The sequence below is a fragment of the Variovorax paradoxus B4 genome (genome assembly GCF_000463015.1).
In the GTDB taxonomy this organism is placed as follows: domain Bacteria; phylum Pseudomonadota; class Gammaproteobacteria; order Burkholderiales; family Burkholderiaceae_C; genus Variovorax; species Variovorax paradoxus_E.
Window position 1 is genome coordinate 1279069 of the sequence record NC_022234.1, and the last position, 12181, is coordinate 1291249.

Below are 12181 nucleotides of genomic sequence, written 5' to 3' on the forward strand. Positions count from 1 at the left end.
CCCGGACTTTTTGGTGCGCAACAAAGGAAATCCCATGATGCTTCGTCCTGTTTCCGCGGCCGTGAATGCGGCGCTGTCCACCGTGCTGGCCCTCTGCTCGCTGACCGTATCGGCCCAGCAGCCGACCACGCTCTACGTCGGCTCCTACGGCGGTTCGACCGAGAAGGCTTTCAAGGAGAAGCTGATCCCCGCATTCGAGGCCAAGCACAACGCCAAGATCGTCTACGTGTCGGGCAACTCGACCGACACGCTGGCCAAGCTGCAGGCGCAGAAGGGCAAGCAGGAACTCAACGTCGTGCTGCTCGACGACGGCCCGATGTACCAGGCCGTGCAGTTTGGCTTCTGCGACAAGCTGGGCAACCAGCCGGTGCTGAAAGACCTGTACCCCGTTGCGCGCATGACCGACAGCGCGGTCGGCGTCGGCATCGTCGCCGCCGGCATCGCCTACAACACCGAAGCCTTCAGGAAGGCGAACCTGCCCGCGCCGGATTCGTGGGAGGTGCTCACCGACAAGCGCTTCAAGCAGAAGGTCGCGATCCCGCCGATCAGCAACACCTACGGCCTGCAGACGCTGCTGACTTTCGCCAAGCTGCGCAAGGGCGGCGACAAGAACATCGACCCGGGCTTCACCGCGATGGCGCGCGAAGTCGGGCCCAACGTGCTGGCGTGGGAACCGTCGCCGGGCAAGATGACCGAGCTGTTCCAGAACAACGACATCATGCTGGCCGTGTGGGGCAGCGGCCGCGTGCAGGCGCTGAAGGACACGGGCTTCCCGGTGCAGTTCGTGATTCCGAAGGAAGGCGCGCCGGCCCTGCTGATAGCCGCCTGCCCGGTGGCGCAGAACACCGCCCCGGCGCTGTCGCAGGCCTTCGTCAACTACCTGCTGACGCCCGAGGTGCAGGCCATCCTCGCCGACACGCAGGGCTGGGGCCCGGCCAACGCCACCACCAGGCTGGCACCGGCGGTCGCGGCCAAGGTGCCGTACGGCAAGGAGCAGATGGACAAGCTGCTGCCCACCGACTGGACGCGGGTCAACGAGAAGCGTGCCGAGTGGACCAACCGCTGGAACCGCACCGTCGAACGCTGAGCACGCATGACCTTCCTCCAACTCGATCAACTCGGCAAGACCTTCGGCGACTTCCGCGCCGTGGAGAGCCTGAGCCTGGACGTCGAGCGCGGCGAGTTCATCTCGCTGCTCGGCCCCTCGGGCTGCGGCAAGACCACCACCCTGCAGATGGTGGCGGGCTTCGTCGAGCCGACGCGCGGGCGCATCCGCCTGAACGGCGCCGACATCACGGCCATGCGGCCGGAGAAGCGCGGCATGGGCGTGGTGTTCCAGAGCTATGCGCTGTTTCCGCACATGACCGTGGCCGACAACATCGGCTTCGGCCTGGAGATGCGCGGCATGCGGGGTGCCGGGAAGTTGAAGCGCATCGACGAGACGCTCGAGCTCGTGCGGCTGCCGGGCCTCGGCAAGCGCTACCCGAAGGAACTCTCGGGCGGCCAGCGGCAACGCGTTGCCATCGCCCGTGCGCTGGCGGTGCGCCCCGAGGTGCTGCTGCTCGACGAGCCGATGTCGAACCTCGATGCGAAGCTGCGCGAGGACATGCACGTCGAACTGCGCGGCATCCAGCGGCACCTGGGCATCACCACGATCCTGGTCACGCACGACCAGGTCGAGGCCATGACCATGAGCGACCGCATCGCGGTCATGCACGGCGGGCGCATCGTGCAGCTCGCCACGCCGTACGAGGCGTACGAGCGGCCGGAATCCGCGTTCGCGTCCTCCTTCCTCGGCAAGACGAACGTGCTGAAGGGTGTCGTCGAAGCCCGCAACATGCGCTGCTGCGAGGTGCGTGTCGGCGATTCGCTGCTGCACGTGCCGCACCAGGAAAAGTCCCTCGCGCGGGAGGTCAACGTCTACGTGCGGCCCGAGAAGGTGAGGCTTGCGCCGGCCTCTGCGAGCGGCATTCCCGCCACCATCCGCACGCGGCTCTTCCTGGGCAACCACTGGCTGGTCGAGGTCGACAGCGCGCTCGGGCCAATGCGGGTGAGCCATCCCAACATCGGCGCGGTGCCGCCGGCCGAAGGCGAAGCCGTCGCGCTGCACTGGCTGGACGACGACCTGCGCCTGCTCGACACGGAGGCCGCGCATGGCTGAGGCCGCCACCGGGTCGCGCGCGGGTTCCGCGCCCTGGTTCCTCAGCGCGCCTGCGCTGCTGCTGTTTCTCGGGCTGCTGGTGATTCCGCTCGCGCTCACCGCGGTGTTGTCATTCCACTCGTTCGACGGCACGCGCGGCGTGCTGCCGGACTTCACCGCGCGCAACTACCTCGAGGTCTTCTCGGACCCGTACTACTACGAGATCTTCCTGCGCACGGCCGGCCTGGCGCTGGCCGTCACGCTGCTGTCGGTGCTGTTCGGCGTGCCGGAGACCATCATCCTGTCGCGCATGAAGGCGCCGTGGCGGGGCATCTTCCTGATCGTCATTCTTGGCCCGCTGCTGGTCTCGGTCGTGGTTCGCACGCTGGGCTGGGCCATCCTCATGGGCAACAACGGGCTCATCAACGCGGGCCTGAAGGCGCTAGGCCTCGCGGACGAACCAGTGCGCCTGCTGTTCACGATGACCGGGGTGGTCATCGCGCTCACGCACGTGCTGATGCCGTTCATGGTGATCTCGGTGTGGGCCTCGCTGCAGAAGCTCGATCCGCAGGTCGAGAACGCGGGGCTGTCCTTCGGCGCGGCGCCTTTGACGGTGTTTCGCCGGGTCATCCTGCCGCAGATCCTGCCGGGCATCCTGTCGGGCGGAATCATCGTGTTCGCGCTGGCGGCCTCGGCCTTCGCCACGCCGGCCATTCTCGGCGGGCGCCGGCTCAAGGTGGTGGCCACGGCCGCCTACGACGAGTTCCTGAGCACGCTGAACTGGCCGCTGGGCGCATCGATCGCGATCCTGCTCCTGATCGCCAACGTCATCGTCATCGCGGGCTTCAACCGCTGGCTCGAGCGGCGCTACGCGCAGGTCTTCGAAGGTTGAGAAGAAGAGGCACGACATGCGCAAGAACGGACTGATCTCTCTCGTCTACCACGCGATCTTCATCGCCTTCATCCTGGCGCCGCTGATCGTGGTGGTGCTGGTGTCGTTCACCGGCAAGGGCTACATCTCGCTGCCGACCGACGGCTTCTCGCTGCGCTGGTTCCGCGCCATCGGCGGCGCCACCGAACTTGTCAATGCGTTCTGGCTCTCGCTCTGGCTCGGCCTCGCGAGCGCGAGCGTCGCCGTGGTGCTGGCGGTGCCGGCCGCGCTCGCGCTGGTGCGCTACCGCTTTCCGGGGCGCGGCGTGCTCGCGGCCTTCTTCATGTCGCCGCTGATGATTCCGCACGTCGTGCTGGGCGTGGCGTTCCTGCGCTTCTTCACCACCATGGGCGTGTCGGGATCGTTCGCGTGGCTCGCGCTGACGCACGTGGTGGTGGTGATGCCGTACGCGCTGCGGCTGGTGCTGGCCTCGGCCACGGGCCTCGACCGCGATGCCGAGAAGGCCGCGCTCTCGCTCGGCGCGAGCCGCATGACCGCGTTTCGCCGCATCGTGCTGCCGCTGATCCTCCCGGGCGTGGTCGGCGGCTGGATGCTCGCCTTCATCCAGAGCTTCGACGAGCTCACCATGACGGTGTTCGTCGCCACGCCGGGCACCACGACGCTGCCGGTCGCCATGTACAACCAGATCGCGCAGACCATCGACCCGCTGGTGGCGTCGGTGTCGACCGTGCTCATCGCCGGAACGGTGCTGCTGATGGTGCTGCTCGACCGCCTCGTCGGCCTCGACCGCGTGCTGATCGGCAAGGGCTGAACGTGCCCAGCTCGTCTGCCCATCTGCTTGCGCTCGGGCGCCTCATTTTTCTGCAGCTCCATGAACACAAGTGATTTGATCGTCGTCGGTGGCGGCCTGGTCGGCACCGCGCTGGCCTACGGCGCGGCGCGCAACGGCACTCGCGTGACCGTCCTCGACGAGGGCGACGATGCGTTTCGCGCGTCGCGCGGCAACTTCGGGCTCGTATGGGTCCAGGGCAAGGGGTTCGGCATGACGCCGTATGCGCGCTGGACGATGCAGTCGGCCGCGCAATGGCCGCAGCTCGCCGAGGCACTGAACGCCGACACCGGCATCGACGTGCAACTGCGCCAGCCCGGTGGCTTTCATTTCTGCTTTTCCGACGACGAGCTGCAGGCACGCGAAGCGCGCATGCGCAGCATCGGCGACGCGCTCGACGGCGACTACGCCTTCGAGATGCTGGACCATGCATCGCTGAAGGCGCGGCTGCCCGGGGTCGGACCCGCGGTCGCGGGCGCGAGCTACACGCGGATGGACGGCCACGCGAATCCGTTGAAGCTGCTGCGCGCGCTCCACGCGGCCTGCCGTCATCACGGCGTGCGTTTCGCGCAGGGCAGCCGGGTGACGCGGATCACGCCGCGGGCCGGCGGCTTCGAGATCGAGACCCGTGCAGCCACATGGCATGCACCGCGCGTCGTGCTCGCGGCCGGCCTCGGCAGCCGCGAACTGGCGCCGCAGGTCGGCCTGCATGCGCCGGTGCAGCCCAACCGGGGCCAGGTGCTGGTCGGCGAACGCGTCGCCCGCTTTCTCGACCATCCGACCACCTACGTGCGCCAGACGGACGAGGGCACGATCCAGCTCGGCGATTCGCTCGAGGACGTCGGCCTGGACGACGGAACGACCGCCGAGGTGCTCAGCACCATCGCGCGCCGCGGCGTGCGCAGCTTCCCGGTGCTGGAGAGCCTGCGGCTGGTGCGCGCATGGGGCGCGCTGCGGGTGATGACGCCCGACGGCTTTCCCATCTACCAGGCATCGACGCAGTGTCCCGGCGCCTTCGTCGTGACCTGCCACAGCGGCGTGACGCTGGCCGCCAACCACGCGTTCTCCATTGCGCCGTGGATCGCCGGCAGCGCCGGGAACGGCGTTCCGGCCGGCATCCAGTCCTTCAGCGGCGACCGCTTCCTCAACGGCAACGAGACCTTTCACCATGCCCACTGACGTCCGCTTTCGCTCCCTGGTTCCGGCCGATGCTTCGCCGCGCGGCGAGCCGATGGTCACCCTGTTCTTCGATGGCCGCGCCCTGCAGGCGCCGGCCGGCTGCAGCGTGGCCGCGGCCCTGCTCGCCAACGGCGTCTCGACCTTCCGCACCACGCCCGTGAGCGGGGCGCCGCGCGCGCCCTACTGCATGATGGGCGCCTGCTTCGATTGCCTGGTCGAGATCGACGGCCAGCCCAACCGCCAGAGCTGCCTCGTCGCGGTGGCCGAGGGCATGCAGGTCAAGACCCAGGCCGGCCTGCGTTCTTTCGACGGCGCTGGCACCGTGATTGCCGAAGAGGCTGCCCATGTCGAATGAGCGTTGCGACATCGCCATCGTTGGCGCCGGACCGGCCGGCATGTCGGCCGCCATCGCTGCCGCGCGGCTCGGCGCCAGCGTCGTCGTGCTCGACGAGCAGCGCGGTGCGGGCGGGCAGATCTATCGCGCCATCACCGACGCGCCGGCACGACGGGTCGACCTGCTCGGGCCGGACTACGCCGCCGGCCGCTCGCTCGCCGAGGCCTTCGCCGCAAGCGGCGCCCGGCACCTCACCAACGCCGCGGTCTGGCAGGTCACGCCCGAAGGCGCTGTGCACTACCTGCGCGACGGCGCGACTTTCACGCTGCAGGCCGAACGCGTCGTGCTTTGCGCGGGCGCGATGGAGCGTCCATTCCCGATCCCGGGCTGGACGCTGCCGGGCGTGTTCACCGCCGGTGCCGCGCAGATCCTCTTGAAGAGCGCCGACGTGGTGCCGGTCGAGCCCGTCGTGCTGGCAGGCTGCGGACCGCTGCTCTACCTGCTCGGCTGGCAGTACGTGCGCGCCGGCGTGCCCATTCGCGCGCTGGTCGACACGACATCGATGGAAGACTACCGCCGCGCGCTCCCGCGCCTCGGCGGCGCGCTGGCCGGCTGGCGCTACCTGAAGAAGGGACTGTCGCTCATGCGCGCGCTCAAGCGCGCCGGCGTGCCCTTCCATACTGGCGCCGAGAACCTCGCGGCGGAAGGCCGGGAGGGCCAGGACGGCGTGGCGGCGCTGCGCTTCACCGCCGGCGGCAAGGCGCATTGCATCGAGACCTCCACCCTGCTGCTGCACCACGGCGTGGTGCCGAACACGCAGTTCACCTGGTCGCTGCGGGCCAGGCACACCTGGGACGACGCGCAACTGTGCTGGCGGCCCAAGGCCGACGCCTGGGGTGCGCTCGACGTGCCCGGCATCCACGTCGCCGGCGATGGCCTCGGCATCGGCGGTGCGCTGGCGGCGGCGCGGCAGGGTGAGCTTGCGGCGCTCGGCGCGATGCATGGGCTCGGCCGGATCACGACCGGCGAGCGCGACAAGCTCGCTGCACCGCTTCGCGCGGCGTTGCGCGAGCACCTGCGCATCCGACCCTTCCTCGATGCGCTGTACCGGCCCAAGAAAGCCAACCGCATTCCGGCCGACGACGTGATCGTGTGCCGCTGCGAGGAAGTCGCCGCCGGTGACATCCGGCATTTCGTGGCGCTCGGCTGCGACGGACCGAACCAGGCGAAGGCTTTCGGGCGCTGCGGCATGGGCCCGTGCCAGGGGCGCCAGTGCGGACTGACCGTGACCGAGCTGATCGCGGACGCGCGCGGCGTGACGCCGGCCGAAGTGGGCTACTACCGCATCCGGCCGCCGATCAAGCCGATCTCGCTGGGCGAGCTCGCGGGCGCGGAATGAAGCGATCGGCGGATGTGATCGTCGTGGGTGGCGGCCTGCATGGCCTGTCGAGCGCGCTGCATCTTGCGCGGCGCGGGCTTGCAGTCATCGTGCTCGAAGCCGAGTTCTGCGGCCGCCACGCCTCCGGCGTGAACGCGGGCGGCGTGCGAACGCTCGGGCGCCACGTCGCCGAAATTCCGCTCGCGCTGGCATCGCGGGCGATGTGGCACCGGCTGGCCGAGCTCGTCGGCGACGACGCGGGCTTCGCGCCCAGCGGCCAGCTGAAGGTTGCCGAGACCGACGAAGAACTGCAGACGCTGCGCGACACCGTCGCGCATCTGCATTCGCTCGGCTTCGGCCATGAAGAACTCGTCGACGCCCGACAGGTGCGCGAGCTCGTGCCCGCGATCGCGCCGCACGTCGTCGGCGCCATCTGGGCGCGCGACGACGGCCATGCCTTGCCGTACCGCGCCGTCACCGCATTCCGGCTTGCATCCCAGCGCGCCGGCGCGCAAGTGCACGAGGAGACGCGCGTCGAGCGCATTGACCATCGCGCCGGCCGCTGGCACGTGGCGACCACGCGCGGCAGCTTCGACGCCACCCATCTGGTCAACGCCGCGGGCGCCTGGGCCGGCACGCTGGCCGCGCAAGCCGGCGACCCGGTGCCGGTCGAAGGGGGCGGGCTGATGCTCATGATCACGCATCGCGCGCCGCCCTTCGTCACGCCGGTGCTCGGCGCGACCGGCCGGCCGCTGTCCTTCAAGCAGTTCGCGAACGGCACGGTGCTGATCGGCGGCGGGCTGCGCTGCACCGCGGACCTCGACGCGCGGCACGGCATCGTCGACATGCCGAAGCTCGCACGCAGCGCGCGCACGGTGACCGACCTGTTCCCGCACCTGAAGCCGCTGGGCGTCAACCGCGCCTGGGCCGGCGTCGAGGCCTTCATGCCCGACGGCATTCCCGTGATCGGCCCGAGCCGCGCGGCACCGAATCTCGTGCATGCCTTCGGCTTTTCGGCGCACGGCTTCGAGCTCGGGCCGATCGGCGGGCAGATCGTTGCCGAGCTCGTGACCGAAGGCCGCAGCACGCTGCCCATCGAAGCCTTTGCCGTCGATCGCTTCGCGCGTCGAACAGCCGCAACTTTTCAACCACTCCAAGAAGGAAGCCCCTCATGAGCGACATCCAGCGCTACGACTCCAACGCGCGCCTTTCCCGCATCGTCGTGCACAACTCGGTGGCCTACCTCGCGGGCGTCACCGCGAACGACCGCAGCGGCGACGCCCAGGCGCAGGCCGCCGACATCCTTGCCAAGATCGACGGCTACCTCGCGAGCGTCGGCACGAACAAGTCGCGCCTGCTGTCGGTGCAGATCTGGCTGCAGGACATCGACCGCGACTTCGCCGGCCTGAACGCCGCCTGGGCGGCGTGGATTCCTGCCGATGCCATGCCCACCCGCGCCACCTGCGAAGCCAGGCTGGCCGCGCCCGATCTGCGCGTCGAGATCATCGTGACCGCGGCGCTATAGGGCGCCGGAAAGCCAGAAGATACCTTCAGCGCGCATCCACACGCGGCCGTCAAGGAAGGCATCGCGAATGGAGCCGCAGTCCCGTTGCAGGAGCGCACCGCCGGGTATTCTTGCGCCATCAAGGCGCCACGGAGGCAACGAACATGTACATCGAACAAGGCGGCGAAGGCCCGGACCTGCTCCTCATGCTGCACGGCATGGGCGCAACGGGCGCGGTGTGGTCGCCCATGTGCGCCGAGGCCGGCGCTCGCTGGAGCGGCCGCTGGGTCGTGCTCGACCTGCCGGGCCATGGCCGGTCCGACCGGCTGGACTCCTATGCCATCGGCCAGTACGCCGCCAGTGTGGCGCGCGCTGCGCTGCCGCACATCCATCCCGAGGGCCGCCTCGTGGTGCTCGGGCATTCGCTCGGCGGGGTGATCGCCCTCGCGCTGGCCACGGGCTGGTTCGGCCTCGCGCCGCACCGGGTGTTCGCGGCCGGCATCAAGATCGCGTGGAGCGACGAAGAGCTGCGCCGCATGGAGACGCTGGCGTCACAGCCGGCCAGGACATTCGCCACGGAAGAAGAGGCGTGGGACAGGTACCTGAAGGTCTGCGGCCTTGCCGGGATCGCCGGCGCCGCGGCCCCCGCCGTTGCGCGGGGCATCGCGCAGGGCACTGATGGCTGGCGTCTCGCAATGGATCCCCGGGCCCATGCCGTGGGCAAGCCGCCGCTGTCCGAACTGGCGGCGCTGGCGCGCTGCCCCGTCCATCTCGCCCGCGGGCGCCACGATGCGCTGGTCACGATGGAGCAGACCCGCTCCCTCGATCCCGAGGCCCGGGACCTGGGGCCGCATGGCCACAACGTGATGGTCGAGGCGCCCGGCCAGGTCTGGGATTGGATGGCCTCGTTCACATGAGCGGACGAATCGGCACCACCCGCATTTCGGCTGCTTCGGCTGCGCGCGCCCTCAGCTGGCCGCATCCGCCGTCGACATCCTGGCCGGCCGATTGGCGCAGCTTCGTCAGGATGCCCCGCTGGTGCAGCGTGCGCGCCATCTGCTCGCAGCGCTCCCACGACGGGCGGCTGAACGCCACGCCATCCACCGCGTTGAACGGGATCATGTTCAGCACGCCGTACTTGCCGGAGAGCAGCCTCACGATGCCTTCGATCTCCTCCGGCCCGTCGTTGACGCCTTCCAGCAGCGTCCACTGGTACTGGATCGGGTAGCCGGTGGCCCGTGCGTAGCGCTCGCCTGCGCCGACCAGTTCCTCGGGCGTCATGTTCGGCGCGCGCGGAAGGAGCTTCTTGCGCAGGTCGGCCTTGGTCGTGTGCAGGGAGAGCGCCAGCGCGGGCCTGACGCGTGCCTGCTGCAGCCTCTCGAACGCGCGCGGATCGCCCACCGTGGAGAACACCAGGTTCTTGTGGCCGATGTTGCCCACCGTGCCGAGCAGCTCGATGGCCTCCATCACGTTGTCCAGGTTGTGGGCCGGTTCGCCCATGCCCATGAACACCACCTTGCGCACCGGCCGGCGCATGCGCGCGAGGGCGACCTGGGCAATGATCTCGGCGCTTCCCACCTGGCGCAGCAATCCGTCGCGCCCCGTCATGCAGAACCGGCATCCGACCGCGCAGCCCACCTGCGACGAGACGCACAGCCCGTCGCGCGGCAGCAGCACGCTCTCCACCGTCTGGCCGTCGGCAAGGGCGACGAGCAGCCGCTCGGACCCATCGGCGCCGGGATGCACCGCGTGGATGCGCGCGAGTCCCGCAAGCTCGGCTTCGATGGCGGGCAGGGCGGCCAGCAGCGACGACGGAAAGAAGCTCGCCGGCAGGCGCCGGCCGCTGTTTCGCGGCAGCGCATGGGACCACAGCCGCAAGATGCGCTGCGCGTGGCTGGGGCCCGCGCCGGCTTCCCGCAGCCGTTGTTTCAGTTCGTGGATTCGCATGCTGCGGCAGATTGTGCATGGCCGCGCTCTGCCATTGCCTACTCGCGGCGGCGCTCGGTGCCGCTGTCGCGGTAATGGCGGGCCTTATCCTCGTACATCGCACGGTCTGCGCGCTGCAGCGCCGCGTCCAGCTGGTCGCCGGCCTCGCAGGTCGCCACGCCGATCGCGAGGTTCAGCACCCGCCCGCTTTGCCCGGCATAGAACTGGTTGTTCAGCTCGAGCATGGAAGCGATGCGATCGCGCATGGCCTCCGCCGCGCGCTCGTCCGTCTTCGGCAGCACGACGGCAAACTCGTCGCCGCCGATACGCGCGGGCCAGCCGGGCTCGTCGACCGCCTTGCTCAGCACCTCGCCCACGCGCCGCAGCAGCGCATCGCCGGCGGCGTGTCCTTCCTCGTCGTTGACGGGCTTCAGGCCGTTCATGTCGATCACCAGCACCGACACCGGCCACGGGCCCTTGCGCGACAGCCGGTTCAGTTCTTCCGAAAAGAAGGCGCGGTTGCGCAGCTGCGTCAGCACGTCGTGCTTGCCCAGGTACTCGAGGTAGGCCTCGGCCTTCTTCCTGGCGGTGATGTCGATCAGCGACACCAGCACGAGATCCCAGGTGGCGAGCCGGTCTTCGAGCACGGCGAACTGCATGTGGATGTTCAGCAGGTCGCCCGTCAGCGCGTAGTTGACGACCTCCCGCTGCTGCACCATCTTGCCGCTCCAGAGGTCCTGCAGCTGCTCGGCGAAGGAGTCGTGCATCTCGTCGCGAAAGATGCCGGAGAGATTGTCCAGCAGCTCGCTCTTGTCGGCTGCGCCGAACATGCGCAGGGTTTCCCGGTTGACGTCGATCACGCGGATCTCGCGCATGCAGCGCGTGATGAACTCGGGGTGCACCTTGATGAAGGTCGTGAAGTCGCTGATGCCCCGGTTGCGTATGTCGTCGAGCAGGGCCTTGACCGCGCTGAAGTCCTCCACCCACAACGACACCGGCGAACGCTCGAACAGCTCGCGCGCGTAGCGTTCGCTCTCCAGGCGCAGCCGTTCGGCCCGCACGCGCTCGGTGATGTCGTCCAGCGAGACCAGCACGCGGTCCCACGAGGCCTCGTATCCGGGCAGCACCTGCACGCGCACATGCACGTCGAGCCGGCGGCCGTCGAGCGCATAGTTGACTGTCTGGTTGTCGAAGCAGAGATTGCCGCGCCAGAGCTGGTCCAGCTCGTAGATCACGGGCGCAGTCATGTCGTCACGAAAGACGCTGTCAAGCCGGGACAGCAGGTCGGCCTGGCTTTGGGCACCGAAGAGGGCGAGCGTGCTCTGGTTGACGCTCAGCACCTTCAGCTGCGCCATGCAATCGCGCACATGCTGCGGCTCGGCATTCAGGTGGCCCACCAGATCCACGACGCCGGCGCCGCGCCACGACTCGAACAGCTGGCGCAGCCCGCTGTAATCCTCGAGCCAGAGCGACATCGGCGCAAACTCGAACATCGATTCGTAGTCGGTGGAGGACGGCATGGGTTTTCCTTCGTGCGAGGGATTGTGCCCCGCAATGATGCACCCTCCGGCAGGCTGAAGGCTCAGCCGCATTTCTGAAAGCGCTTGCATTCGGCGGTGGCACGGATGGACGTCAACGTGTTCTCGCCATCGATGTGTTTCGCGCTGAACCTGACCCATGAGCCCTCGGCGATGCCAGCGAGCAGCGTCCGGTCCCTCACCCTGAATCTCTGGACCGTGAAGGGAATCTTGGCCCTCGGAAGCAGCTTCAGTCGGACATACAGCTGGCCGTCGGCCTCCTCCTTGACGGAGGCGACGCGTGCATATGTGGTTACCGGCGCCGCCTCGGCATCGGCTTCAGCGGGCCGCGGTTCAGCCGATTGGGCCGCCGCCGCGTCCACGATGGCGAGGCTCAACGCAGTCATGAGGACGAAGCGCAGCATAGTCGTGGAGGAAGTGAAGCAGCCAATGATTCTGCCAGGCGCAACCTTCGGCGGAGC

At 69.0% G+C, this 12181-nt stretch carries 13 protein-coding genes; 10 read left to right on the forward strand and 3 right to left on the reverse strand.

The features are described from left to right. Positions 1-34: 34 nt before the first annotated feature. The 10 genes from VAPA_RS33145 (at position 35) to VAPA_RS33190 (ending at position 9173) form a co-directional block, all read left to right on the forward strand. Positions 35-1087: an ABC transporter substrate-binding protein gene (locus VAPA_RS33145; protein WP_021004630.1), complete on the forward strand. Its 1053-nt coding sequence runs from the start codon at positions 35-37 to the stop codon at positions 1085-1087. A gap of 6 nt (positions 1088-1093) precedes the next feature. Next, the gene (locus VAPA_RS33150) at positions 1094-2161 is read left to right on the forward strand and encodes an ABC transporter ATP-binding protein (RefSeq protein ID WP_021004631.1); all 1068 of its coding nucleotides are present in this window, start codon (positions 1094-1096) and stop codon (positions 2159-2161) included. Next, complete coding sequence (locus tag VAPA_RS33155; protein WP_021004632.1) at positions 2154-3032, forward strand: ABC transporter permease; 879 nt, start codon at positions 2154-2156, stop codon at positions 3030-3032. Before VAPA_RS33150 ends, VAPA_RS33155 begins: the two co-directional genes overlap by 8 nt. Positions 3033-3048: 16 nt before the next feature. Continuing rightward, entirely contained in the window at positions 3049-3843 is a 795-nt protein-coding gene (locus tag VAPA_RS33160; RefSeq protein WP_021004633.1) for an ABC transporter permease, read from the forward strand. Positions 3844-3903: 60 nt separating this feature from the next. Beyond that, positions 3904-5040: an NAD(P)/FAD-dependent oxidoreductase gene (locus VAPA_RS33165; RefSeq protein WP_021004634.1), complete on the forward strand. Its 1137-nt coding sequence runs from the start codon at positions 3904-3906 to the stop codon at positions 5038-5040. Then, a complete protein-coding gene (locus tag VAPA_RS33170) occupies positions 5030-5395 on the forward strand; it encodes a (2Fe-2S)-binding protein (protein ID WP_021004635.1) in 366 nt (121 codons plus the stop codon). Before VAPA_RS33165 ends, VAPA_RS33170 begins: the two co-directional genes overlap by 11 nt. Beyond that, positions 5385-6773 (forward strand): FAD/NAD(P)-dependent oxidoreductase, encoded by a 1389-nt coding sequence (locus VAPA_RS33175; protein WP_021004636.1) that lies wholly within the window; start codon positions 5385-5387, stop codon positions 6771-6773. Before VAPA_RS33170 ends, VAPA_RS33175 begins: the two co-directional genes overlap by 11 nt. Beyond that, positions 6770-7927 (forward strand): NAD(P)/FAD-dependent oxidoreductase, encoded by a 1158-nt coding sequence (locus tag VAPA_RS33180; RefSeq protein WP_021004637.1) that lies wholly within the window; start codon positions 6770-6772, stop codon positions 7925-7927. Before VAPA_RS33175 ends, VAPA_RS33180 begins: the two co-directional genes overlap by 4 nt. Beyond that, positions 7924-8277, forward strand: coding sequence for a RidA family protein (locus VAPA_RS33185; RefSeq protein ID WP_021004638.1), 354 nt, complete (start codon positions 7924-7926; stop codon positions 8275-8277). Before VAPA_RS33180 ends, VAPA_RS33185 begins: the two co-directional genes overlap by 4 nt. A 143-nt stretch (positions 8278-8420) precedes the next feature. Then, on the forward strand, positions 8421-9173 hold the full coding sequence (locus VAPA_RS33190; RefSeq protein WP_021004639.1) for an alpha/beta fold hydrolase: 753 nt from the start codon (positions 8421-8423) through the stop codon (positions 9171-9173). Here the strand turns inward: VAPA_RS33190 and VAPA_RS33195 are convergent. From VAPA_RS33195 to VAPA_RS33205, 3 genes are all read right to left on the reverse strand, one after another. Beyond that, positions 9166-10203 (reverse strand): RNA methyltransferase, encoded by a 1038-nt coding sequence (locus tag VAPA_RS33195; RefSeq protein WP_021004640.1) that lies wholly within the window; start codon positions 10201-10203, stop codon positions 9166-9168. The two genes, VAPA_RS33190 and VAPA_RS33195, sit on opposite strands and share 8 nt — an antisense overlap. A 38-nt stretch (positions 10204-10241) precedes the next feature. Continuing rightward, complete coding sequence (locus tag VAPA_RS33200) at positions 10242-11702, reverse strand: sensor domain-containing diguanylate cyclase (protein WP_021004641.1); 1461 nt, start codon at positions 11700-11702, stop codon at positions 10242-10244. Between the two features lie 62 nt (positions 11703-11764). After that, positions 11765-12124: a copper-binding protein gene (locus tag VAPA_RS33205; protein ID WP_041946744.1), complete on the reverse strand. Its 360-nt coding sequence runs from the start codon at positions 12122-12124 to the stop codon at positions 11765-11767. Positions 12125-12181: the final 57 nt, after the last annotated feature.